Source organism: Streptomyces paludis (assembly GCF_003344965.1).
Classification (GTDB): Bacteria; Actinomycetota; Actinomycetes; order Streptomycetales; family Streptomycetaceae; genus Streptomyces; species Streptomyces paludis.
This window is the reverse complement of record NZ_CP031194.1, coordinates 8,021,925-8,046,807: the sequence shown is the minus strand read 5'-3', so window position 1 is coordinate 8,046,807 and position 24,883 is coordinate 8,021,925. Positions and strand designations below refer to the sequence as shown.

Genomic DNA, 24,883 nt, shown 5'->3' with positions numbered 1-24,883 from the left:
GCCCACGAGTACAGCGCTCTTCGCAGTACGCCCGGCGACCGTTTCCCAGCCCAACGGTCTACGCGCGTCGACTCGTTCTTGATCCGCGTTGACGACTCGTTCTTGATCCGCGTTGACGAGGAGGCGAACCCTTCGCTTGGATCTCGTTGACCAGCGCGCTCAGCAGCGCGTCAACGCGTGAGACACGAGGAGGCAGAGGTGAAGATCATTACTGCCACGCTCGGTGCGATCACGCAGGGCGGTCAGACCATACCGGCCGTGGACCGACACCGGTGATCGGTACCGGTTAGAAACCGCAAGCCAAACGCGACGGCAGCAACGAGCCCGCCACCGCCATGGTCACGGCAGGCGCGACGGGCCGGGAGCAACCCGGCCGGGCTACGGTCCGGTGGCGCCGGGCGGGACGGAGTTCGGGCACCATCGCGGAAACGGTTACGATGCATCTCCGCTTGGGCGCGGTACCGACCATCGACGCTGAGGAACAACTCCGCCGTCACGTGGCTGGCCGCTCGCTGCTCCTGGACAACTGCGCGCATGTACTCCCCGGCTGCCGACGACTCGTGGCCGCTCTGTTCAACGCCTCGGGCGGGGCGCGGGCGCTGACCAGCAGCAGAGAGTCACTGGGGGACCCGGCTCCGTCGCCTGCGCGAGCGGTGGCCCGAGTACCAACCGCTGTCCGTGGCACCCCGGTAGGGAATTGCACGGGCGCCGCGATGCGGGATCGCCCCCGCCGGACACCCGGACGCATTCGGGCACGAACGAGTGGGAAGCAAGGAATTGAGCGACAGCGACCGCGGAGCAATTGACGACGGGGCCGACTCCTCAGTCTGGCGACTGGCCGGCGCGCCACTCGTCGCCGCATCGAATCCGGGTAGCCTGTCCGGTTCGCGAGTCGCGGTCAAAGATCTTTTCGCTGTCGCCGGTCACGCGATCGGAGCGGGAAATCCCACATGGCTGGCCGGGGCGCCGGTCCAGGCGACCCATGCCCCAGCCGTCCAGGCCCTGCTGAACGCGGGAGCCGATATCACCGGGATCGCCCATACGGACGAACTGGCCTACGGCTCGCTCGGACTGAACGCGCACTACGGCATGCCACCGAATCCCGTGTCACCGGGGCGAGTGCCCGGCGGGTCCTCCAGCGGCTCGGCGAGTGCCGTCGCGCTCGGGCTGGCGGACATCGGCCTGGGTACCGATGCCGCGGGATCGGTGCGCGTACCCGCCTCCTACTGCGGGCTGTACAGCATGCGCCCGACACACGGCATGGTCCCGAACACCGGTCGGGTATCGCTCGCCCCTTCGTTCGACACCATCGGCTGGATGACCCGAACGCCGGGACTGCTGAAACGGGTGTCCGACGTTCTTCTCCCCTCGCGACCGGCGCGGCCCGTCGATCAGCTCGTCCTGGCCGCCGATCTGTTCGACCTCGCGGACCCCTCGCTGCGTCCGCGGCTCCTGGAGTCGGCACACGCGTGGGCGGACTCGCTCGCCGTTCCAGTGCGGGTGCGGGAGAACACGTGCGCCTCCCGTCTCGACGCCTGGGCGGAAGCTCTTGGTGTCGTCCAGGCCGTGGAAATGTGGCAGGTGCACGGCGTGTGGGTCGAGGAGCACTACGAGAGTGTCTCGCCTTCCGTCGCGGAAACGATTCTGGCGGGCGGCAGCATGCCGGTCGAGTATCTGGCCTGGGCCCGGGACGTCATGAGTCAGGCACGGCTCGCGCTCACCGAACTCCTGCCGCCGGGGACAGCCCTGCTCCAACCCGCGGCCCCGACAGCGGCTCCTGAACCCACCGGCAACGGCATAGCCCTGCGCACCGCCACCGTGCTGCTCTCCTGCGCCGCGAGCACAGCGGGCCTCCCGGCGCTGACCCTGCCGGGCCTCCGGGGGCCTGACGGCGCCATCGGCCTCGGCCTCGTCACGGCCGCCGGAGGCGATCGCGCACTGACCGCCCTGCTCACGGACCAGGACACCTGTCAGGACACCGTCTGGCCCATCGGCCCGGCACCCAGCGCGTAGCCACAGATCATGAGCTGAACACGGCTCACCGTCCCGGCCGGTCCACGCGGTTCACCTGGCGACGGCCCGCTGTACCGCCACTCCGTCCGGTCGTACTTCTTCGGCGCCGTGTGGGCGCGGACTCGCGGCCTCGACGTCGATGGTGAGCTGTTCTTCATCTCGGCGCTGCTGCGCGACCTGGGCCTCCTGCCGCTCGTCGCCGTGGTCGCAGATCGCCGTCCTGGCGAACGCCGAAGTTTCAGTGCCGGGGCCGGTCCATGAGCAACAGGCCCACGCCCCCCGTCCGCGGTCTCACGGCGCGACGAAGGCAACGCCCTGTCGCCGGTGCTCCGGTCGGTCGACCGGAGCACCCGCGTCGGCTCGGGCAGAACAGTCCCGGTGGACACCGCTGGGCGCTATCCGCACCTCAACCACACGGATTCCGCCCGCCGTCAGTGGCTTCGATCTGACCGCCACGCGTTTCTTCTCTCGCGGAGACACCTCCGACGAGACCGCCGGTAAGATCGCCTCCGTGGCGAAGGAGGAGACGACACCAGGAAAGCCGGCAGCGTCCGGTGGGCGGCAGAGACGAAGGCGCCCCGACGATCCCGGTCGGCATCGTGATCCTGTCGGCACCCGACAGGCCATTCTGGCCGCGGCCGGTGCGGAGTTCGGCGTCCATGGTTTCAGCGGAGCGCGGGTGGTCCGTATCGCGAAGGCCGCCGGTGTCAGCCATCAGCTGATCACCTACTACTTCGGGGGTAAGCGCGGGCTGTACGAGGCGTTGAGCGAGCGGTGGCTGACGGAGTCCATGCGGCTCAGCCAGGCGCTTCCCTTCGCCGAGGCAGCCCGGAGGTATGTCCACATGGCCCACGAGGATCCGGGGTGGGTTCACACACTGACGCGCGAGGAACCCGGCACTCGTCCGCCCTCCGAGAGCGAGCGGGCCGCCGAGCTGTTCAAGAGCGTCGAGGTACTCCGTGAGCGGCAGGCGCGCGGTGAGATCCGCTCCGACCTCGATGTCGGAGCGCTGTCCCTCGTCCTCTTCGGCGCCTCGATCGCCCCCGTTGCCCTCCCTTGGATCGCACGCGAATTCACCCGTCAGGACCCCTCGTCGCAAGAGTTCATCGACCACTATGCCGAGCAGGTCGCCCACATCATCTCCGCACTCACCGCCGTCACGGGCGACGAGGCCGCGGCGAACAGTGCGCTTGTGGAGGGCGAGCCCGAGGAGTGACGTTGTCCGTGCGCGAGGCGTGGCGGGTTTCCTGGGGCCGATACGGTCCGGGCGGCGTCGTTGCCCGCGCACGGTGGGCGCGTCGAGGGCCTGCAATGGCCCATGCGACACGGTGTCAACGCGTCGGCAGACTGGAGCGCCGGACCACCAGCTCCGGCTGGAGCACGACCCGGCGGTGCTCGTGCGGTGTCCCCCTGTCTTCCGACTGGGCCTCCGCCAGAAGAAGCTCGGCGGCCAGGGCTCCCATGCCGACGGTGGGCTGACGGACCGAGGTGAGGGGGACGGCCGCCGCGGCGGCGAACTCGATGTCGTCGTATCCCACGATGGCGAGGTCGTCGGGGACCGTGACGCCGGCCGCGTACATCGCCTGGAGGACACCGAGAGCGAGCAGGTCGTTGGCACAGAAGACGGCGGTCGGGCGGTCGGCGAGGCCGAGGAGGCGGGCGCCGGCGTCCCGGCCCGCGGCGACATCGAGGCGTTCGGCGGGCAGCTCACGCAGGGCGCTCTCGCCGAGGCCGACCTCGGCGAGAGCGTTCAGGGCTCCGGTTCGGCGATCGGCGACCTGGTTGAGGCCGGGCGGTCCGCTCACGTACGCGATCGACCGGTGCCCGGCGCCGATCAGGTGGCCTGCGGCAAGGGAGCCGCCCACCACGTCATCCACGGAGACCGAGCACTCGCCGGCGCCCTCGGAGACACGGTCGACCCACACGAACGGGATTCCGTGGCGACGGAGCGTATCGATGGTGCCGCCAGTGGCGTCGGCCGGGGTGAGCAGCACGCCCCGTACCCGTTGCTCGGCGAAGAGAGCAAGGTATTTGGCCTCCTCTTCGGCGTTCTCGGCGCTGTTGCAGACCATCACACCGAGCCCGGCGTCGCGGGCGACCTGCTCAGCACCCCGTGCCACGTCGACGAAGAACGGGTTTCCCATATCGAGGACGAGCAGGCCCATGATGCGGCTGCGGCCCGCTCGGAGTTGCCGCGCGGACTCGCTGCGGATGTAGCCGAGCCGGTCGATCGCGGACAGCACGCGCGCCCGGGTCTCGGCCGTGACGGTGTCCGGGCGATTGATGACGTTCGACACCGTGCCGACAGAGACTCCGGCGGCGCGCGCGACATCCTTGATACCCACCGACTGAACCATCGGACAGGGACCTTCCTTGAATGAGGACGGCCGGCCCTCGGATCACCTGCGGACACAGGTGGCCGATGGTCCGGCCGTCCTCGCGGGCAGTGGTGCGAGCCCGTGGCCGGAGGCGCTTCGAGCGGATTCGGCCACACAGCCGCCGGGGTGCGGGTGCTCGGTACGTGCGGTCGGTGCTCAGAAGTTGAACTGATCGATGTTCTTGGCGTCGAAGACCGTCGGCTTGCCGAGGCTGATCACACCGTCCTTGCCGATGGTGTAGGTGGTGTCTCCGGCCTTGAAGGTCTCTCCCTCCTTACCGGTGATCTGGCCGGAGACCAGGGCGATGGCTGTGCGGGCGGCCAGATCGCCGAGCTTCGCCGGGTCCCACAGTTCAAAGGCGTCGACGGTGCCGTTCTTGACGTACTTGCGCATGTCGTTGGGGGTGCCGAGACCCGTCAGCTTGACCTTGCCCTTGTACTTGGAGCCGGACAGGTACTGGGCGGCGGCCTTGATACCGACGGTGGTCGGGGAGATGATCCCCTTCAGGTTCGGGTATTCCTGGAGCAGTCCCTGGGTCTGCTGGAAGGACTGCTGGGCGTCGTCGTTGCCGTACGCGACCTTCACCAGCTTCATGTCCTTGTACTTCGGGTCCTTCAGCTCCGCCTTCATGAATTCGATCCAGGCGTTCTGGTTCGTCGCGGTCTGCGCCGCCGACAGGATCGCGATCTCCCCCTTGTAGCCAATCTGCTCGGCGAGCAGCTGGACCTCGGTGCGGCCCAGGTCCTCGCCACTGGCCTGTGAGATGAAGGCGTTGCGACATTCGGGGTTGGTGTCGGAGTCGTAGGTGACGATCTTGATGTTGTTGCTCATGGCCTGCTTGAGGGCGGGGCACAGGGCGCCCGGGTCCTGCGCGGAGACCGCGATCGCGTCGACCTGTTGCTGGGTCAGTGTGTTCACGTAGTTGACCTGGCCGGAGGTGTCGGTGGCGCTGGAGGGGCCGACCTCCTTGTAGGTGGAGCCCAGTTCTTTGACGGCCGCCTCGCCACTCTTGTCGGCGGTGGTGAAGTAGGGGTTGTTGACCTGCTTGGGGAGGAAGCCGACAGTCAGGCCCTTCTTGGTGGCCGCGTTCGGGTCGGCCTTGCCGGCCGTCACGTTCGAGCCGCCGCTGCTCTTGACGTCCTCCTTGCTGGTGCCGCCGCAGGCGGTGACGGCCAGGGCGAGAGAGGTGACAGCGGCAAGGGCCGTACCGGCACGGCGAATTGTCGATCTGGGCACGATGTACATCCTTTACGAGGGTTATGGAACTGATGAGGAAGAAGCGGCTTTGGACGGTGGGAACCGCGTTACGCCGGGGGCGGGACTCCGGGCAGCTGTGGTGCCGCGGCGGCTCTGTGTCCGGCTCTCGCGACGACGATCTGCCGTGCGACCCGAGGGCCGAGCACGGAGACGACGAGCAGAGCGCCGGTGACGACGATCTGCGACTGGGCGGACACGTTCAGGAGGCTCATGACGTTCTGCAGCGCGCCGAGCAGGAAGACGCCCGCGATCGCCCCGCCGAGGGTGCCCTTTCCGCCGTCGAAGTCGATACCGCCGAGGAGGACGGCGGCCACGACGGAGAGTTCGAGCCCGGTGGCGTTGTCGTAGCGGGCGCTGGAGTAGTGCAGCGCCCAGAAGACACCGGTCAGGGAGGCCATGAGACCGGTCACCGTGAAAAGGATCAGCTTCTGCCGCTTGACACGGATGCCCGCGAAACGCGCGGCTTCCTCACTCGCGCCGATCGCGAACAACGACCGTCCGAACGGGGTGGCGTGCAGGGCCACGACGGCGATGGCCAGCAGGACGAGGAAGGGCAGAAATGCCTGCGGGAGGAAGCTGTCCCCGATGCGGCCGGCCGAGAAGTCCAGGTACGGCTCGGGGAAGCCGGTCACCGCGTCGGAGCCGAGCACGATCTGCGCGATGCCCCGGTAGGCGGCGAGGGTACCGATGGTGACGGCGAGCGAGGGCAGGCCGAGCCGGGTGACGAGCAGGCCGTTGATCAGCCCGCAGACCACGCCCAGCAGCAGGCAGATCGGGATGATCGCCTCGATGGTCATGCCCTGGTTCCACAAGGCGCCCATCACCGCGCCGGACAGCCCGGCCGTTGAGGCGACCGACATGTCGATCTCACCGGAGACCACCAGCATCGTCATCGGCAGCGCGATCAGCGCGATCGGCAAGGTGTTGCCGATCAGGAACGACAGGTTCAGGGCGTTGCCGAAGCCGTCCACGAAGGAGAAGGAGAACAGCAGCAGGACGATCAGGAGGGCGCCGACGACCGTGTCCCAGCGGACGGCTCGGGTGAGCGACTCAGGCATGGCCGGTGTCTCCCTTCACAGAGACGGTGTGGGCGGCGGCCGGCTGACGGGCCGCCGCCGACTTCTTCTTCAGCGCGGAGGCCACCCGCAGAGCGACGATCCGGTCGACGGAGATGGCGAGGACGAGCAGGATGCCGTTGATGGCGAGCACCCAGACGGAGCTGACGCCGAGAGCGGGCAGCACACTGTTGATCGAGGTCAGCAGCAGCGCGCCGAGCGCCGCGCCGTAGACGCTGCCGGACCCCCCGGTGAAGACCACACCACCGACCACAACAGCGCTGACGACGGTCAGCTCGTAGCCGCTGCCGGTCCCGGAGTCGACGTTTCCGAACCGGGCCAGGTACATCGCGCCGGCCAGGCCGGTGAGGGCTCCGCAGAAGGTGTACGCGGCGAGGGTCCGCTTGCGGACGGGAATGCCGGCGAGACGGGCGGCCTCGGGGTTGGAACCGAGCGCGTAGATCTCACGCCCGCTTCCGAAGTGCTTGAGGTAGTAGGCGGTCGCCCCCACCACGGCGAGCGCGATGAGCGCCAGCCACGGCACCGCGGAGACACCGCCGGAGCCGAAGTCGACGAAGCCGCCCGGAAGATCGGCCGCGGTGATCTGGCGGGACCCGACCCAGATGGAGTCGATGCCCCGGATGATGTAGAGCGTGCCGAGGGTGACGACGAGGGCGGGCACCTGGCCGAGGCTGACGAGGAGACCGTTCAGCAGGCCGAAGCCGATACCGAGCAGGACCGCCAGGGCGATCGCCACGACCGGGTTGCCGCCGTCCTGGAGGTAGATACCGGCGGCGAAGGCGGTGATGCCGAGTGTCGAGCCGACGGAAAGATCGACGTTTCGGGTGAGGACGACCAGGGACTGGCCGGTGGCGACCAGCACCAGGATGGTCGCGTTCAGCAGCAGGTCCTTGATGCCCTGCTCGGACAGGAACTCGCTGTTGCCCGCCTGAGTGATGGCGATCATCACCAGGAACACGCCCAGTATGGCGAGTTCGCGCATCTTGAACACGCGGTCCATGAGGCGCGTGCCGCTCTCCTCGGCCGCGGGGGTGGGGGTGGGAGCCGTGACCGTCATGCGGCCCTCCCGGTGGCAGCGGCCATCACGGATTCCTCGGTGGCATCGGAGCGGAGTATCTCGGCGGTGAGCCGGCCCTCGTGCATCACCAGCACGCGGTCGGCCATACCGAGGATCTCGGGCAGGTCGGAGGAGATCATCAGTACGGCCACCCCGCCGGCGGCCAGCTCGGACAGCAGCCGGTGCACCTCGGCCTTGGTGCCGACGTCGATGCCGCGCGTCGGCTCGTCGACGATGAGCACCTTCGGCCCGGTGGCCAGCCACTTGGCGAGGACGACCTTCTGCTGGTTGCCGCCGGACAAGGTGTTGACGGTGTCCGCGATCCGGGCGTACTTCACCTGGAGCTTGACCGCCCAGTCCAGGGAGCGGCTGCGTTCGGCGTTCCGGTCCATCAAACCGGCCCTGACAGTTGTACGCAGGCCGGTCAGACCAATGTTGCGCTCGATGGACATGTCCATCACCAGGCCCTGGGCGCGCCGGTCTTCGGGGACCAGTGCGAGGCCCGCGGACATCGCGGTGGACGGCGCGCCGTTGGTCATCGCGCGCCCGTCGATCTCCACCTCACCGGCGTCCCACCGGTCGATCCCGAAGACCGCTCGGGCGACCTCGGTGCGGCCGGCGCCCACCAGGCCGGCGAGACCTACGATCTCGCCACGCCGGACCTCGAAGGACACGTCCGTGAACACGCCCTCGCGGGTCAGACGCCGGACGCTGAGGGCGACCTCGCCGGGCTTGACGTCCTGTTTGGGGTAGAGCTCGTCGAGGTCACGGCCGACCATCCGGCGCACCAGGTCGTCCTCGGTCATGCCGTCCAGCAGTTCACTGGAGATCCAGGCCCCGTCACGCAAGGTCGTCACCCGCTGGCAGATCTCGAAGATCTCTTCCAGCCGATGAGAGATGAACAGCACCGCCGCGCCCTGTTCCCGCAGGGTGCGCACCACGCCGAAGAGACGGGCGACCTCGCTGCCGGTAAGGGCGGCCGTCGGTTCGTCCATGATCAGGACTCGGGCGTCGAACGAGAGTGCCTTGGCGATCTCGACGATCTGCTGATCGGCGATCGAGAGGCCGCGGGCAGGGCGATCGGGGTCGAGGTCGACACCGAGCCTCCGCATCAGGGCGACGGTGGCCGCGTGGGTCGCCTTGTGGTCGATACGGCGGAGCGCACGCCGGGGCCGGCGTCCCATGAAGATGTTCTCGGCGATCGAGAGGTCCGGGAAGAGCGTGGGTTCCTGGTAGATCACGGCGATACCGGAGTCACGGGCGTCGGCCGGACCGTGGAAGGCGACGGGCTCGCCGTCGAGCAGCACCTGGCCGGCGTCCGGTCGGTGCACCCCGGCAAGGGTCTTGATGAGGGTTGACTTGCCTGCGCCGTTCTCTCCGGCGAGGGCATGTACCTCACCGGGGAACAGCTCCAGGGAGACACCCCGCAGGGCGCGTACGGCACCGAAGGACTTGGCTACGTCCTTCAGTGCCAGCACCGGGGCCGGTCCCGCGTCGGACGGGTGAGTCATGGATGGCTCCTCGACGACGCCCGGGGCGGGCCCTCACGGCGTCGTGAAAGGTTTCAAGTGGGTTGCCGGGACGTTAGGCATGCCGCCCACATCACGTCAATGGATTCTTGCAAATTATTCAGCCGTACACGGTCACGGCAAGATCACAAGAGATCCGCATGAGTGAAGGGGTTGACACTCCCGCGACCCACACCTAGCTTTCCGTGTTGAATCGTTTCATAAAACTCTTCGCGAGAGCTGTCCGGGCCGCCGCCTCGCACGAACCTCGCCCGCCCGTTGACCGCGCTCTCACACACCCAGCCCGTAGGAGCCCCCATATGACCGACCTTGCCGCGGTGAAGGCCGCGCTCAGGAACCAGGCCGTTGAGACGCCGTCATGGGCGTACGGAAACTCGGGGACCCGCTTCAAGGTGTTCGCTCAGCCGGGTGTACCCCGTACCCCGTACGAGAAGCTGGCCGACGCCGCCGCGGTACACACACTCACCGGTGTGGCCCCGACAGTGTCTCTGCACATCCCCTGGGACAGGGTCGACGACTACGCGGCGCTCGCGAAGTACGCGGACGAACTCGGCGTACGGGTGGGTGCGATCAACTCCAACACTTTCCAGGACGACGACTACCGGCTGGGCAGTGTCTGCCACCCCGATGCGGCGGTGCGCCGGAAAGCCGTCGGCCATCTGCTGGAGTGTGTCGACATCATGGACGCGACGGGGTCCGGGGATCTGAAGCTGTGGTTCGCCGACGGCACCAACTACCCCGGGCAGGACGACATCCGCGGTCGGCAGGACCGGCTGGCCGACGCGCTGGCCGAGGTGTACGCGAGGCTCGGGGACGGACAGCGCATGCTGCTGGAGTACAAGTTCTTCGAACCGGCCTTCTACGCGACCGACGTACCGGACTGGGGCACGGCCTACGCACACTGCCTCAAACTCGGCGACAGGGCGCAGGTGGTGGTGGACACCGGCCACCACGCGCCGGGTACCAACATCGAGTTCATCGTCGCCACACTGCTGCGGGAAGGAAGGCTCGGGGCGTTCGACTTCAACTCGCGTTTCTACGCCGACGACGACCTCATGGTCGGCTCCGCGGACCCGTTCCAGCTGTTCCGGATCATGCACGAGGTCCTCCGCGGCGGCGGGCTCACCTCCGCGGTCGCCTTCATGCTCGACCAGTGCCACAACATCGAGGCCAAGATCCCGGCAATCATCCGGTCCGTGATGAATGTGCAGGAGGCCACGGCGAAGGCACTGCTCGTCGACCAGAAGGCACTGGCCGTCGCCCAGTGGGAAGGTGACGTGCTCGGCGCCAACGCCGTGCTCATGGACGCGTACAACACCGACGTGAGGCCCCTGCTCGCCGAAGTCCGCGAGGACATGGGCCTGGACCCCGACCCGGTCGCCGCGTACCACCGCTCCGGCCGGCACCGGCGCGTCGTCGCCGAGCGCGTCGGCGGCACCCAGGCCGGTTGGGGCGCCTGACTCCCCCGCCACGCACCTCCGCACCGTCCGACAACTCACGGAAAGAAAACCGACCATGGCACCCCATCACGAAGCCGCAGCTCTCCTCGCCCGGTCGCATCGGCTCGGCTCCGATCCGCGCAACACCAACTACGCGGGCGGCAACGCGTCGGCGAAAGGCACCGATACCGATCCTGTCACCGGCGGAGAAGTCGAGCTGATGTGGGTGAAGGGGTCCGGCGGCGACCTCGGCACGCTCACCGAGGACGGGCTGGCCGTGCTGCGGCTGGACCGGCTTCGGGCACTCGTCGATGTCTATCCCGGTGTCGCGCGCGAGGACGAGATGGTCGCCGCGTTCGACTACTGCCTGCACGGCAGGGGCGGCGCGGCCCCCTCGATCGACACCGCGATGCACGGGCTGGTCGATGCCGTCCATGTGGACCACCTGCACCCGGACTCGGGCATCGCGATCGCCTGCGCGGCCGACGGGGAGAGACTGACCGCCGAGTGCTTCGGCGACCGTGTGGTGTGGGTCCCGTGGCGGCGACCCGGATTCCAGCTGGGGCTGGACATCGCAGCGGTGAAGGCCGCCAACCCGCAGGCCGTGGGCTGTGTCCTCGGTGGGCACGGCATCACGGCCTGGGGCAGCACGGCGGAGGAGTGCGAGAGCAATTCGCTGTACATCATCCATACCGCCGAGACCTTTCTCGCCGAGCGCGGGAAGGCGGAGCCGTTCGGGCCGGTCATCGAGGGGTACGCGGCGCTGGGCAGCACCGAACGCCGGGAGCGGGCCGCCGTTCTCGCTCCCGTGATCCGTTCGCTGGCCTCCCGGGACCGGCCGCAGACAGGCCATTTCACCGACTCCGGTGTCGTCCTCGATTTCCTGGCGAGCGCCGAGCACCCGCGCATCGCCGCGCTCGGAACCTCCTGCCCGGACCACTTCCTCCGGACCAAGGTGCGGCCACTGGTCCTTGACCTGCCGCCGTCCGCGCCGCTGGAGGAAACGGTGGCACGGCTGGAGGAGTTGCACATCGCATACCGGGAGGAGTACGCCGCCTACTACCAACGGCACGCCGAGCCCGGCTCCCCCGCGATGCGTGGCGCGGACCCGGCGATCGTACTGATCCCCGGGGTAGGCATGTTCTCCTTCGGCAAGGACAAGCAGACAGCGCGCGTGGCCGGCGAGTTCTACGTCAACGCCATCAACGTGATGCGCGGCGCCGAGGCGGTGTCCTCGTACGCGCCGATCGAGGAGTCGGAGAAGTTCCGCATCGAGTACTGGGCACTGGAGGAGGCCAAGCTCCAGCGCCTGCCGAAGCCCAAGCCGCTCGCGACGCGCGTCGCCCTCGTCACCGGCGCCGGCAGCGGAATCGGCAGAGCCATCGCGCACCGGCTGGTGGCCGAGGGCGCCTGTGTCGTCGTCGCCGATCTGAACACGGAGAGCGCCGAAAAGGTCGCCGAGGAACTCGGCGGGGCCGACAGAGCCGTCGCCGTCACCGTGGACGTCACCTCGGAGGAACAGATCGCCGCCGCGTTCAGGACCGCCGTGCTCGCCTTCGGCGGGGTCGACCTCGTCGTCAACAACGCCGGCATCTCCCTCTCCAAGCCGCTGCTGGAGACGACCGCCAAGGACTGGGACCTCCAGCACGACATCATGGCCCGCGGGTCCTTCCTCGTGTCGAAGCAGGCGGCACAGGTAATGATCGCGCAGAAACTGGGCGGCGACATCGTGTACATCGCTTCCAAGAACGCCGTCTTCGCCGGGCCCCACAACATCGCCTACTCGGCGAGCAAGGCCAACCAGGCCCACCAGGTACGGCTGCTCGCCGCCGAACTGGGCGAGCACGGCATCCGGGTGAACGGAATCAACCCGGACGGTGTGGTACGCGGATCCGGGATCTTCGCGGGCGGCTGGGGCGCACAGCGGGCCGCCACCTACGGCATCGAGGAGGACAAGCTGGGCGCGTTCTACGCGCAGCGGACCCTCCTCAAGCAGGAGGTGCTGCCCGAACACGTGGCGAACGCCGTGCTCGCGTTCACCGGAGGCGACCTCACACACACCACCGGGCTGCACATACCCGTCGATGCCGGCGTCGCGGCCGCCTTCCTGCGATGAGCGCGACCGTACGGTCGTACGCGGCCGTCGACCTCGGCGCGTCCAGCGGGCGCGTCATGATCGGCCGAGTGGGTACGCAATCGCTGGAACTGGCTGAGGCACACCGCTTCCCCAACCGGCCGGTCCGGATCCCTGAAGGGCTGCGCTGGGATGTGCTGTCCCTGTACGCAGGAGTACTGGACGGGCTGCGGGCGGCCGGCCAGGTGGATTCCGTCGGCATCGACAGCTGGGCCGTCGACTACGGCCTGCTCGACGCCGACGGGGCCCTGCTCGGCAACCCGGTCCATTACCGCGACACCCGCACCGAGGGCGTCGCGGAGAAAGTCTGGGCCACCGTCCCGGCAGCCGAACTGTACGCGGCGACCGGAGTGCAGTACGCCCCGTTCAACACCCTGTACCAGCTGACGGCCGCGGCCTCCTCATCCCAATTCACCCGTGCTCGGCGCGTGTTGCTCATACCCGACCTGCTCACCTACTGGCTGACCGGGGAACAGGGAACCGAGCTGACCAACGCCTCGACCACCCAGCTGATCGATCCCGGGACGTGCGAGTGGTCGTACGGCATCGCCGATCGGCTCGGCATCGATCTCGGCCTGTTCGCACCGCTGCGACGCCCCGGCGACCCGGCCGGCTCGCTGCGGGCCGAGGTTCTGGAAGCGACAGGACTCAAGGGCCCTGTGCCGGTGACAGCCGTCGGGTCGCACGACACCGCCTCCGCCGTGGCCGCCGTGCCCGCCACCGGAGAACGGTTCGCGTACATCTGCACCGGTACCTGGTCCCTGGCGGGCCTGGAGCTGGACACACCGGTACTGACCCGGGAGAGCCGCGCCGCCAACTTCACCAACGAGCTGGGGCTGGACGGCACGGTCCGCTACCTGCGCAACATCATGGGCCTGTGGCTGCTCCAGGAGTCCCTGCGAGCCTGGGGCAACCCGGATCTGGGCGTACTGCTGCGGGAGGCGGCCGAGGTTCCGGCACTGCGGTCGGTCGTCGACGCGGGTGCCGCCGCGTTCCTCGCGCCGGGCCGGATGCCGGAGCGTGTCGCCGAGGCGTGCCGCGCCTCGGGACAGCCGGTACCGGGTACGCCCGCCGAGGTCACCCGCTGCATCCTCGACTCCCTCGCCCTCGCCCATCGCAGGGCCGTCGCCGACGCGCAGCACCTCGCCGGCTACCCGGTCGATGTCGTCCACATCGTCGGTGGCGGCACCCGCAACACACTGCTGTGCCAACTCACCGCGGACGCCTGCGGGCTGCCCGTTGTCGCCGGACCGGCCGAGGCCGCCGCCCTGGGCAACGTTCTCGTCCAGGCCCGTGGGCACGGGCTGGTCGGTGATCGCCGGTCGATGCGTCAGCTCATCAGAGAAACACAGCCGTTGGCCCGGTACGAGCCACGGGGCAGCGCGGCTTCCTGGCAGGCGGCCGAGGGCCGGCTGTCCCGCGCGTGACGGCCCGCCTGCCGATGCGGCTCCCGACCCGTCCAACCATCAACTTCAAGGAGCCGCGATGCGCGTCGCACTGTTCCTGACCTGTGTCAACGACACGCTCTATCCGGGAACCGGCCGGGCCGTGGTGAAAATCCTGACCGGACTGGGCGTGGAGGTCGACTTCCCGATGGCCCAGACCTGCTGCGGGCAGGCCCACTACAACACCGGCTACCGCCACCAGGCGGAACCACTCGCCCGGCACTTCTCCGAGGTCTTCACAGGGTACGAGGCGATCGTGACACCGTCCGGATCGTGCGGAGCGATGGTACGGGAGCTGTATCCACGCATGGGCGAGCGAGCCCGCGCCGAAGGACGCGGGAACACACTCGCTGCCGCCCTGGAGCCGGTCGTCCCCAAGACGTACGAGTTCACCGAGTTCCTGGTGGACGTACTCGGAGTAACAGATGTCGGCGCCTACTACCCGCATACGGTGACCTATCACCCGACCTGTCACGGGATGCGGAGCCTGGGGCTCGGAGACCGGCCCCTGCGCCTGCTCCGGGCTGTCAAGGGGATGGAGCTGGTGGAGCTTCCGGGAGCGGACGAGTGCTGTGGCTTCGGCGGGACCTTCGCGCTGAAGAACTCCGACGTCTCGGCGGCGATGGGTGCCGACAAGGTCCGCAACGCCGAGGCCACCGGTGCCGAGGTGCTGTGCGCCGCAGACAACTCCTGTCTGATGCACATCGGCGGGACCATGACCCGGCTGAGGACAGGGATCCGGCCGGTGCACATCGCGGAGATCCTGGCGAGCACGGAAGAGGAACCGGCCGTATGAGCGGAACATTCGTCGGGATGCCGGCGTTCCCGAAGGCCGCGCACGACGCGGTCAACAACCCGACCCTGCGCGGCAATCTGCGTCATGCGACACAGACCATCCGTGGGAAGCGGGAGAAGGCTGTGGCGGAGCTGTCCGACTGGACGGCCCTGCGCGAGGCCGGAAAACAGATCAAGGACCACGCCCTCCGTCATCTCGACCGCTATCTGGTGCAGTTGGAGGAGTCGGTCACCGCGGCGGGTGGCACGGTCCACTGGGCCTCCGACGCCGACGAGGCCAACCGGATCGTGGCCGGGCTCGTCAAGGAGACCGGTGAGTCGGAAGTCCTCAAGGTCAAGTCGATGGCCACCCAGGAGATCGGGCTCAACGAGGCCCTGGCGGCGGAGGGCATCGCGGCGTACGAGACGGATCTCGCCGAACTCATCGTGCAGCTCGGCGAGGACCGGCCCTCGCACATCCTCGTCCCGGCGATCCACCGCAACCGGGGCGAGATCCGCGACATCTTCGCGCGCGAGATGAGCGAGTGGGGCCGCCCTGCCCCCGAGGGCCTGGCCGATACCTCGGCCGAACTCGCCGAGGCCGCCCGGCTCCATCTGCGCGAGAAGTTCCTGCGCGCCAAGGTCGGTGTGTCCGGGGCCAACTTCATGGTCGCGGAGACCGGCACCCTGGTCGTCGTCGAGTCGGAGGGCAACGGGCGGATGTGCCTCACCCTGCCCGAGACCCTGATCTCCGTGGTGGGCATCGAGAAGGTCGTACCGAGCTGGCGCGACCTGGAAGTCTTCCTCCAGACCCTGCCGCGCTCCTCGACAGCCGAGCGGATGAACCCGTACACCTCGACCTGGACCGGCACAACGGACGAGGACGGACCGAAGACCTTCCATCTGGTGCTGCTGGACAACGGCCGCACCGACACCCTCGCCGACGAGGTCGGCCGGCAGGCGCTGCGGTGTATCCGCTGCTCGGCCTGTCTCAACGTCTGCCCGGTCTACGAACGGGCCGGCGGACACGCGTACGGATCGGTCTACCCGGGGCCGATCGGGGCCATCCTCAGCCCCCAGCTCCGCGGCACGCAGAGCGAGATCGACGCCTCGCTGCCGTACGCGTCCTCGCTCTGCGGGGCCTGCTACGAAGTGTGTCCCGTCGCCATCGACATCCCCGAGGTCCTGGTCCATCTGCGCGAACGCGTCGTCGAGGGCGGGCCGGTGACACGGGAGGGCACCAAAGTGGTACTGCGGCCGGCCAAGGGGCATGCCGCCGAGCGTACGGCGATGCGGGCTGCGCGCTGGGCGCTCGGCCGCCCCGGCGTCCTGCGCACCGGGCAGCGGCTGGCCTCGCGCACCCGGCGCCTTCACCCTCGTACACTGCCCGGCCCCGGCAAGGCATGGAGCGGCACCCGGGATCTGCCCGCCCTGCCCGACGAACCGTTCCGCGACTGGTGGCAGCGTGTGCACGGCGGAGAGGGCGACGAGAAGTGAGCAGCAGGGAAAGGATTCTGGGCCGGGTGCGGCGCGCGCTGGCCGACGTACCGCAGGACGACACACCGTACGAGGACGCCATCGCACGCGGCTACTTGCAGGAGCACGACGCCCGGAGCCCGGAGCAGGCGGCTGATCTCCTGGCGGAGAACCTCGCGGACTACCGGGCGATCGTGCACCGCTGCACGGCCGACGACCTGGCAGCGACGATCGCCGGGCTGCTGTCCGCCCGGGGTGCAAGGACGGTACTCGTCCCACCGGGCCTGGACCTCGGCTGGCTCGCGGCGACCGGGGCGGAGCAGCTGCCGGACCACGCCGACACCACCCCGCATGAACTGGACCGGATCGACAGTGTGGTCACGGGCTGCGCGGTCGCCGTGGCCGAGACCGGAACGATAGTGCTGGACGGCGGCCCCGAGCAGGGGCGCCGGCGCATCACACTCGTCCCGGACCACCACATCTGCGTCGTACGGGTCCCCGACCAGGTCGTCTCTTCCATTCCGCAGGCCCTCAGCTGCCTGAACCCGGCACTCCCGTTGACCTGGATCTCCGGCCCATCGGCAACCAGTGACATCGAGCTGGACCGAGTGGAGGGAGTGCATGGCCCGCGCATGTTCGAAGTCGTACTGGTGACAGGCATGCCGGACGCCGGGGCCGTCGCGTAGCCGCGGGGACGACGCCCCGACGGGCCGAAACCCGTTGGCTTCCGCTCCTCGTGCTACGGGAGCCCGGCGGCAGGTGTGGCGAATGGCTCTGTGACCGGATTGTCTGCGAGCGCGTCGCCGCCGCCCTGACGCACGGCTCCGGACGCCCTGAAGCACTCAGTGACCGCCGAAGAGCCCGCAGCGCCCCGATCGGTCTCGCCTCGGCCGGGGGCCAACCGTCATGACTCCCCGCTGCTCGTGCCCACCCTGGAGGCCGCGAAGAGGCAGATGGGACGTGGAGAAGAACGACCCCGCCGATGTCGTGCGCGCCGCCCTCGACGGTATCGAGGCCGGGAAGGTGGAGATCCTCGCCGACAACAACTCCGTCCAGCTCAAGGCGGCCCTGTCCGCCGACCCTAGCGTGCTCTGTCCGCAGGCGGTTCCCGCCGCCTGACGCGCTCCACACGCGCGTCCGCCGCGCCACCGCTGGGACGCCTGCCCGCCACGAGAACCAACCGGAGCCGCACCGTGCCGAGGCCGGCGCCTGGGCACGGTGCGGTGTTCCACGAAGTGAGGTCGGTGTGTCAGCGAGCGTTGAAGCGGTACGAACCCGCTCGGGCCCGGTACACCTTGTAGGAGGCACCACCGGAGGTGTCGTCGCGCAGGTGGGTGACTCCCCCGGGCGCGGTAACGGGCTTGTTCTGGGTGGGGACCCAGATTTCAGCCTCGGTGTTGTACGGAACGGTGACCGCCAGGTCGATCCTGCCGTCCGGGCGCCGGCGCCACTCCGAGGACACCTTGCCGCGCACGGTGTCGATCGAGGCGCTGACATGGTCAAGGGTCGCGGGCGCCAGATCGATGTCCTCCGTGTTCTTCGGGATACGGCTGTTGACCGCGGCGACAGGTATGTACGGGCGGATACGCAGCGATTCGTATGCGGTCGAGGTCGGCTTGATGCCTGCCAGGCTCTGGTAGAACCAGGTGGCCACATTGGAGCGGTAGTGGTGGTTGACCGAGAGCCGGTCGGTCCACTGCTCCCACAGAGAAGTGGCGCCCTTGGCGATCTGGTAGACGTAGCCGGGCAGGCCGGTCTGGGTGACAGCTTTGAGAGCGATGTCCGTGTAGCCGTACTCGCTGAGGATGTTGAACTCGTAGCGCGAGCCGTACATGTCGTTCTGGATGTGCTGGTCCGCGGCCACGATCCGGTCGGCGAGCAGCTTGGCGAGGGCCTTCTTGTTCTCCTCAACCGTCTTCGTGCCTGCCAGGTAGCGGGGGTCGCCGGGGCTCAGGTCCGATCCGGGCACCAGATCGAAGGCGATGGCCAGCGCGTTCTCGCTGGAGATGCTGCCCTGGGTGAAGTGGCCCTGTCCGGCGTCCCAGTAGTTGGCGACGAACGCCTTGCGCAGGGTGCGCGCCAGCTTCGCGTAGTACGAGGCGCGGCCGGTGCGGCCGAGCCCGCGTCCCACCTCGTCCATGTAGTCGCAGAAGTGAATGTAGAAGGCGAGACTGATAACGGCGTTGCTGCCTGGGCTCTCGGCGCCGGAGTAGGCGCCCAGGGAGGCTTCGAACTTGTAGTCGTTCTCCGCGGTGAACAGCGTCTCGTAGTACTTCAGGAGGGTGTCCTGGTGGTCGTACAGCTCGGCGAACAAGCTGCTGTTGCCGTAATACGTGTACAGCTCCCGGGGCATGACGAAGAACGCCGAGTCCCAGGCCGGCACCGCCTTCCACGCCGCGTCCCAGCCGGGGGTGTGGTCGTAGCCGTAGCCGCCCTTGGCGATGGGGACGAACATGGGCAGCTGGCCGGTGGAGATCTGTGCGTCGGGGTAATGGCGCAGGTAGTTGGTGAAGACACCGTTGACGTCCCAGGTGAGGGACTGCGACTCCGAGCTGGCCATGGCGTCGCCGGTCCAGCCGTTCTTCTCCCGTGAGGGGGTGTCGGTGGGCTTCTGCACCAGGTTGTTCTGCTCGGACCACTCCAGATTGCGCTGGAGGCGGTTGATCAGGGCGTTGCCCGTGGTGAAGGTACCGGTGCGGGCGAAGCCCGTACGGGCAACGCCGACGGTGAGCAGATCCGCGTCCCGCTTCTGGCTGGGGGCCCGTCCAAGGACGGCCTCAAGGTTGTGGACCTCCAGGTAGCGGAAGCCGAAGTGGCTGAACTGCTGTTCCCAGCTCTGCGTGGACCGTCTACCGACGGTGTAGTAGTGGGTCTGGAGGTTGGCGTCGTGCTGGAAGTTCTCCTCCTCGACGGAGAACGGGGCGGCCGTTGTTCCGTCGCCGCCGGTGATCCGGTTGCCCCCGCGGATCCGCAGGGTGAGGCCCTCCCTGCCGGAACGCACATCGGTGAGCGAGATACGGACGAGGCCCGTCAGGATCTGACCGTAGTCCAGGATCCAGACCCCCGAGCGGGGTGCCGTCTCGGTGAACGAGATCGGGCGCAGCGTCTGGTTCACCAGTACCGGCTCCGCCTCGTGGGCCCGGACGACCGCCGGCCGGAAGCCCTCGGGAGTCGTTGTGGCCGGAAGCCTCCCGTGGTACTTCGGCGAGGGGCCCGCACAACTGCCCGGCGGGATCAGCACGGTGGCCGGACTCCAGTCGCGGCCGGTGCGGTAGCCGGCCGAGGTCCAGTCGCCCAGCTGCTCGGCCCTGCGGGCATCGTATTTCTCGCCCGAGTACACAGAATCGAACGTCGTCGGGCCGTCCGTGCTGAGCCAGTTCTTGTCCGTGACGAGCGTGGTGGTGGAGCCGTCGGTGTAGGACACGACCAGTTTCACACGCAGACGGGGCTGGCCGGCGTAGGGGGCGAGCTGCCAGTACCACTCCTGGGGTGTGGTCAGGCCGTACCAGCCGCGTCCGAGTTCGGCGGCGACGACGTTCTCCCGGCCGGTCCGCAAGAGCGCAGTGATGTCGAAGGTGTCGTAGAGCACCGTACGGTCGTAAGCACTCTGGTCGGTGAGCAGACGGGGCACATTGGTCCGGTGACGGTTCGCCTGCTTGCCGTCGACGGTGATCGGGTCGCCGTTGACGGTGAAAGTAACACTGCCCGCGGCGCTCAGATGCAGACGGGCCCTGTCGATGCGTCGCCCTCGGGGCAGTGTGAACGCACGGCGCAGTACCGGAGCCGGGCCGGCGATGGGCAGCATGGTGTTCTTGGCGGGGATGTAGGGGTTCTTGGGCGGGAAGGTCAGGCCGTCGAGGGTGCCGGTGCCGGCCTCGAACGGGTTGGCGCCGGTGGTGAGGTCGGCGGAGAAGTCGGGGGCACCGGTGCCCGTCACCTTGACACTGCGGATGACGGCCGATGTGCCGCCGCCGAAGCCGAAGCTTCCGTGGCGGCGGATCTGGTCTCCGGTGATTGTGCGGCTGTCCACTTTGACACCGTTGACGGTGGTGGTCACGGCCAGCCCGCGGACCGCGACCACCACCGTGTGGTCACGAGTGGCCCAGGTGTCCTTGGTCAGTCCGGCCGCGGCGGGGAGTGTGACCGTGCCGACCGGGACGCTGCGGGTACCCGAAGCGGTGGGGTTGGTCTCGCTCTGCGGGTCGTAATGGTTGACGCCCCAGTTGGGCTGTGAAGTGCCGTCGTCCACCCAGGTGTTTCCGGCGTAGTGGCGGGTCGCCATCACCAACTGCATACCGTCGCCGGTCTGCCGGACAGTCCAGTCGAGCCCCTCACCCCAGGACTTGCCGATGGGTTCGGCGCGCATCAGCAGGGACAGTCCGGCGGCGGCGTCGGAGCCACCGCGGAAGACGACGGTCGCGGTCAGGTCCTTCCAGTCGTGGTCCCGCTCCTCGCGTCCTCCGATCCAGTGGGCACCCGACCAGTCCTTCTCCCCCTTCAGCAGGCCGGTCTCCCACACCGCGGGCTTGCTCCAGGCTCCGGGGGTGCCCTTCTCGTCCCAGGTCCGCACCCGCCAGGAGTACGCCTTCTCGGACCTCAGCGCGCCACCGCCGTAGCTCACTTCGGTGCTGTTGGTGCCCGCCACCTTGCCGCTGCGCCAGACGTCCGCCTTGCCGGGCCCGGTTCCGACCTGAATCTCGTACGCGGTCTGCCTGGCCACCGGGGGCACCCAGGAAAACGTCGGCGAGGTTTCCGTGCCCAGTGGCTTGACCCGCGAGTTCACCTGCAACCTCACAGGAGCGGATCCATGCCGGCCGGCTACCGTCCCGTTCGCCGCTGTGGCGTTCGGCGCGGCGGCGAGCGGGAGGGAGGCCCCAGCTGCCGCCGCCGTCATGATGCCGAGCATGTGCCGGCGGCTCAACGCACTTCTGTTCTCCTCGGCCACGGCTCAAATTCCTTTCATAACCGTGCTGGACGGGGGTGTCACTCCCCCGGAAAGCCTGGACTCCCGCGGCTGCGCGCAGGGCGGCTACAGGGGCAACCGATACGTTGAAACGTTTCAATGCCCCATAGGTGGAAAGCTTATGAACAACCCGGGCCGGAACGCAATGCCCCGGGGCCTCAGCGATACACACTCCGGCCCGCAGTCGCGGTCGGCACACGGCCGGGCTTCCCCCGGTTCCGCTCTTGCCGTATGACGGGCGCGGAAGGGAGGGCGGAGAACGCGGGGAGAGCGCAGATCGCGCACCCCGGCGCGAGCAGGTATACATCGAGCAGCATGACCATGCCCTGCTGACGGACCATCAGCGCTGGTGCGGATCGCGGGCGGCCTGGTCATCGCCCGGCCTCACCTGTCGACGGAGCCGTCGGCCTGATCCTGCTGCCCAACGCCGCCGCTGACCAGATTGCGCCCGCCCGCCACATCACGCCGGCCAGTCAGGTAACTTCGGGTACGTCGCCCGCCGGGCGCTCGTCCGGGCGAACCGCACCCCCGACGACGCCAAGCTCGGCAAGGTCCTGATGGGCGCCCCACGGGCTGGCCGCCATCTCCGGCTCCCCCGGTCGCCCTCCAGGACTGGGCCCGTCCGAATGGCCATCGCAAGCCTCCACACCGAGCGGCGCGTCGGCCTGGGTACACAGGAATTCGTGGACGACATGTCCGTGCGGAAGATCGGGCGCATCGTCGATGCGATACGGCAGTCCGGCAGACCCGAACCAAGAGGTCGTCGCAGTGCCGTGGCAACGAAAACGCCAGCTCCCGGATCACCTTCCTTCACACAGGTGTCAGAGTGTCTCTCCGGCGTCCGCGAGGAGCGTGCTTCCGGTCATGATGAGCGAGAGGTCGCTTGCGGCGAACAGTACGACCCGTGCGATGTCGTCCGGCGTTCCCAGTCGGCCGATCCGGCTCTGGGTCATGACGTCGACCGGCGGGATCTCCACACCGGCCAGGGCCGCGGCCTCGGCCGCCTCGCGCGCGGCGGCGATGTTGCCCTCGGTCGGCACGTAGCTGGGCGCCACGCCCAGCACCCGGATGCCGAGCGGGGCGAGGTCGACGGCGAGCGACTTGGTCAGCCCCCGCGCCGCGTGCTTGGAAGCGACGTACGCGGCCATGCCCGGGAACGCGACCTGGAAGCCGGCGGTGGAGATCGTGTTTACGATGACTCCGCCCTTGCCGCCAGCAGACATGCGGCGCGCGGCCTCGCGCGAACCGAGGAAGACTCCGCGAGAGTTGACGGCGAAGACCTGATCCCACATCACGTCGGGCATCTCCAGCGCGGGCGCGTTCGGGAACAGCCCGGCGTTGTTGACCCAGATATCGATCCCACCGAGTTCCGCTACTGCCAGGTCGGCGGCGGTGGCCACCGCCTCGGTGTCGCTGATGTCCGCCCGCGCGCCGAGGCCCTTGACTCCGTAACGCGTGGCGAGCTGCTCGGCGGCGGCATGTGCGCGTTCCTCGTCGAGATCGAGAAGGAGCAGGTCGGCCCCGGCCTCCGCGAAGCGCGCCGCAATCGCCTTGCCGAGGCCTTGCGCACCGCCCGTGATCACGGCACAGCGACCACGAAGGGAGATAAGTTCCGATATCGGAGCATTCGAGACATCAGGGAATGGGAACGACATGGGGGCCTCCAGCATCCGCGGACATTATTAATGACAGAGTATGCCATTAATGGTGCCGGGGCGACGACTACGCTGAGTGGATGCCTGGACAGAAACCGCAGCGCGGACGCCCACCGCTGGCGGACGTCGGACTGCTGCGCGAGCGCGCGATCGGAATCCTGCTTCGCGACGGCTATCCGAACGTCAGCATGGCGCGCCTCGCCGACGAAGTCGGTTTGAGCGTGCGTACCCTGCACCGGTACTTCCCGACGAAGGCAGACATCGTGTGGGGCGGGACCGAGGCCGCCCTGGACCTGCTGCGTCGCCATCTCGACGAGACCGATGCAGATCTCCCGATCCTTGAGGCGATCATCGTGGCCGTCGTCGGCGTCTTCTCCGAGGACACCGACGAGCCATCCCTCAGCCGCGCCCGACTGCGCATCATCGCCACGACCCCGGACCTGCGGTCCACCCGTCCGGAGACGTATCACGGATGGCGCGACGAGACCATCGCGTTCATCGCCCGGCGAACAGGCGCCTCCGTCCACGACGTCAGCGCTCGCGCCGCAGGTGCCGCTGTTCAGACCGCGATCACGGAGTCACTGACCTGCTGGGCCGCGGATGACAGCGGGGAGAGCCTTGCCGATACCGTCACATGCGCGCTTCTCGGCCTCGGGGCGCTCGCGGCGCCGCCGGGCCGCTCCACCGCCGGGTGACGCCTCACGACCGCGGCACGCGCCGAGGAAGCCGTTCAGGCCGTCGACACAACCACACATAGGGGGAGTCATACGCGGACACGCTCACCCGGCGCCCGGTGCGAGCGACCCTCGCACAGGCGGACTCGCCACCTCGGGCGGCAGGTTCAGCACCCACCTCACGCCCGCGCAACCGATCAAGACCAAGATCCGGACCATATACGGGCCAAGGCCCCAGTCAGAGTGAGTGCGATCTTCGTTCTACCTGGTCACAACAGCGCTGGTCGGGCGCTCTCGGATTCGCCTGCCCACTCGCGCATCGGTGCGGCACCGAGATTCGGACGGGCCGCCAGGGAGGGGCAGGCCGGATGAACCCGGGAGAACGGCGGCGCGCGGATCGACCTGGGGGCGGGCGGGTGTTGAGTGGGTGTGGACGAGCCTCGCGCGCCCCTCTCGCGCCTCTGCCCACTCGTGCTGTCGTCCTGCCAGGCTGACGATCAAGGAGTCGGCCGCCGGGATACGGCTCGCGGCCAGGCTTCCCCCCACTACGACGACAAAGGGAATTCCCGCAATGAAACGCATCACCGCGTTCGCCGCCGCCACGATCCTCCTGACAGGGGCCCTCGGTGTCGGCTCCACCGCGACAGCCGCGGGCAGCGCCCCGTCCGCCGCCGCCTGGATGACCTGCGTACACGGGAAGTTCTGCATCTACAGCGGCTGGGACGGCGGCGGAAGCAGCTGTCAGTGGGTACCTGACCAGCCGAACACCGCCAGCGGCTGTCCCTTCATCCAGCGGGGTGCGGTGGTGAAGTCAGTCGCGAATGAGACAGGCAAAACGATCAAGTTCTACAAGAACACGAACTACAAGAACAAGATCGGCTCCTCCAAGGCCGGAACGCGCGGCAACCTGGAGGGGAACTACTCGATCCGCTCCTTCAAGGACTGACCTTCACCAAGCTCCCGCTCACGGCGGCCACGGCCCTGCCCCTGCCCGGCAGGCCGTGGCCCCCACC

The 24,883-nt window shown here is 68.6% G+C and carries 18 protein-coding genes; 11 read left to right on the top strand and 7 right to left on the bottom strand.

The window, feature by feature from the left end; genetic code table 11:
* Nucleotides 1-777 precede the first annotated feature (777 nt).
* Together DVK44_RS34710 and DVK44_RS37465 are read left to right on the top strand one after the other, a co-directional pair.
* Nucleotides 778-2,013, top strand: a complete 1,236-nt coding sequence (locus tag DVK44_RS34710) for an amidase family protein (protein WP_228447501.1) — start codon at nucleotides 778-780, stop codon at nucleotides 2,011-2,013.
* Nucleotides 2,014-2,638: 625 nt separating this feature from the next.
* On the top strand, nucleotides 2,639-3,229 hold the full coding sequence (locus DVK44_RS37465) for a TetR/AcrR family transcriptional regulator (RefSeq protein ID WP_228447717.1): 591 nt from the start codon (nucleotides 2,639-2,641) through the stop codon (nucleotides 3,227-3,229).
* A gap of 115 nt (nucleotides 3,230-3,344) precedes the next feature.
* On the opposite strand, the gene DVK44_RS34695 is transcribed toward DVK44_RS37465, so the two are convergent.
* From DVK44_RS34695 to DVK44_RS34675, 5 genes are all read right to left on the bottom strand, one after another.
* Nucleotides 3,345-4,370: a LacI family DNA-binding transcriptional regulator gene (locus DVK44_RS34695; RefSeq protein ID WP_114664574.1), complete on the bottom strand. Its 1,026-nt coding sequence runs from the start codon at nucleotides 4,368-4,370 to the stop codon at nucleotides 3,345-3,347.
* A gap of 177 nt (nucleotides 4,371-4,547) precedes the next feature.
* Nucleotides 4,548-5,636: a rhamnose ABC transporter substrate-binding protein gene (gene rhaS, locus DVK44_RS34690; protein WP_408055378.1), complete on the bottom strand. Its 1,089-nt coding sequence runs from the start codon at nucleotides 5,634-5,636 to the stop codon at nucleotides 4,548-4,550.
* A 59-nt stretch (nucleotides 5,637-5,695) separates the two neighbouring features.
* Entirely contained in the window at nucleotides 5,696-6,706 is a 1,011-nt protein-coding gene (locus DVK44_RS34685; protein ID WP_114664572.1) for an ABC transporter permease, read from the bottom strand.
* Nucleotides 6,699-7,781: an ABC transporter permease gene (locus DVK44_RS34680; RefSeq protein WP_114664571.1), complete on the bottom strand. Its 1,083-nt coding sequence runs from the start codon at nucleotides 7,779-7,781 to the stop codon at nucleotides 6,699-6,701. Before DVK44_RS34680 ends, DVK44_RS34685 begins: the two co-directional genes overlap by 8 nt.
* Complete coding sequence (locus tag DVK44_RS34675; RefSeq protein WP_114664570.1) at nucleotides 7,778-9,292, bottom strand: sugar ABC transporter ATP-binding protein; 1,515 nt, start codon at nucleotides 9,290-9,292, stop codon at nucleotides 7,778-7,780. The genes DVK44_RS34680 and DVK44_RS34675 overlap by 4 nt, the downstream gene beginning before the upstream one ends.
* A 317-nt stretch (nucleotides 9,293-9,609) precedes the next feature.
* Here DVK44_RS34675 and rhaI point away from each other — a divergent pair, with 317 nt between their 5' ends.
* The 7 genes from rhaI to DVK44_RS34640 all read left to right on the top strand — a co-directional run bounded on the left by rhaI (nucleotide 9,610) and on the right by DVK44_RS34640 (nucleotide 17,697).
* On the top strand, nucleotides 9,610-10,770 hold the full coding sequence (gene rhaI, locus DVK44_RS34670; protein WP_114664569.1) for an L-rhamnose isomerase: 1,161 nt from the start codon (nucleotides 9,610-9,612) through the stop codon (nucleotides 10,768-10,770).
* 55 nt (nucleotides 10,771-10,825) lie between these two features.
* Entirely contained in the window at nucleotides 10,826-12,865 is a 2,040-nt protein-coding gene (locus tag DVK44_RS34665) for a bifunctional aldolase/short-chain dehydrogenase (protein ID WP_114664568.1), read from the top strand.
* Complete coding sequence (locus tag DVK44_RS34660) at nucleotides 12,862-14,310, top strand: rhamnulokinase (RefSeq protein WP_114664567.1); 1,449 nt, start codon at nucleotides 12,862-12,864, stop codon at nucleotides 14,308-14,310. Before DVK44_RS34665 ends, DVK44_RS34660 begins: the two co-directional genes overlap by 4 nt.
* A 58-nt stretch (nucleotides 14,311-14,368) precedes the next feature.
* Nucleotides 14,369-15,124: a (Fe-S)-binding protein gene (locus tag DVK44_RS34655; protein WP_114664566.1), complete on the top strand. Its 756-nt coding sequence runs from the start codon at nucleotides 14,369-14,371 to the stop codon at nucleotides 15,122-15,124.
* Nucleotides 15,121-16,599, top strand: coding sequence for a LutB/LldF family L-lactate oxidation iron-sulfur protein (locus DVK44_RS34650; protein ID WP_114664565.1), 1,479 nt, complete (start codon nucleotides 15,121-15,123; stop codon nucleotides 16,597-16,599). The genes DVK44_RS34655 and DVK44_RS34650 overlap by 4 nt, the downstream gene beginning before the upstream one ends.
* Nucleotides 16,596-17,264 (top strand): LutC/YkgG family protein, encoded by a 669-nt coding sequence (locus DVK44_RS34645; protein ID WP_114664564.1) that lies wholly within the window; start codon nucleotides 16,596-16,598, stop codon nucleotides 17,262-17,264. The genes DVK44_RS34650 and DVK44_RS34645 overlap by 4 nt, the downstream gene beginning before the upstream one ends.
* A gap of 274 nt (nucleotides 17,265-17,538) precedes the next feature.
* Nucleotides 17,539-17,697, top strand: a complete 159-nt coding sequence (locus tag DVK44_RS34640) for a Rossmann-fold NAD(P)-binding domain-containing protein (protein WP_181957592.1) — start codon at nucleotides 17,539-17,541, stop codon at nucleotides 17,695-17,697.
* Nucleotides 17,698-17,827: 130 nt separating this feature from the next.
* On the opposite strand, the gene DVK44_RS34635 is transcribed toward DVK44_RS34640, so the two are convergent.
* Together DVK44_RS34635 and DVK44_RS34625 are read right to left on the bottom strand one after the other, a co-directional pair.
* Nucleotides 17,828-21,472 carry a family 78 glycoside hydrolase catalytic domain gene (locus tag DVK44_RS34635; RefSeq protein WP_456243366.1) on the bottom strand — a complete coding sequence of 1,215 codons (3,645 nt, stop codon included), beginning with the start codon at nucleotides 21,470-21,472 and terminating at the stop codon, nucleotides 17,828-17,830.
* A gap of 890 nt (nucleotides 21,473-22,362) precedes the next feature.
* A complete protein-coding gene (locus DVK44_RS34625; RefSeq protein ID WP_228447499.1) occupies nucleotides 22,363-23,211 on the bottom strand; it encodes an SDR family NAD(P)-dependent oxidoreductase in 849 nt (282 codons plus the stop codon).
* Between the two features lie 65 nt (nucleotides 23,212-23,276).
* On the opposite strand from DVK44_RS34625, the gene DVK44_RS34620 reads away from it, so the two are divergent.
* Nucleotides 23,277-23,891 (top strand): acyl-CoA-like ligand-binding transcription factor, encoded by a 615-nt coding sequence (locus DVK44_RS34620; protein ID WP_114664560.1) that lies wholly within the window; start codon nucleotides 23,277-23,279, stop codon nucleotides 23,889-23,891.
* A 550-nt stretch (nucleotides 23,892-24,441) separates the two neighbouring features.
* Complete coding sequence (locus tag DVK44_RS34615) at nucleotides 24,442-24,816, top strand: peptidase inhibitor family I36 protein (protein WP_114664559.1); 375 nt, start codon at nucleotides 24,442-24,444, stop codon at nucleotides 24,814-24,816.
* Nucleotides 24,817-24,883: the final 67 nt, after the last annotated feature.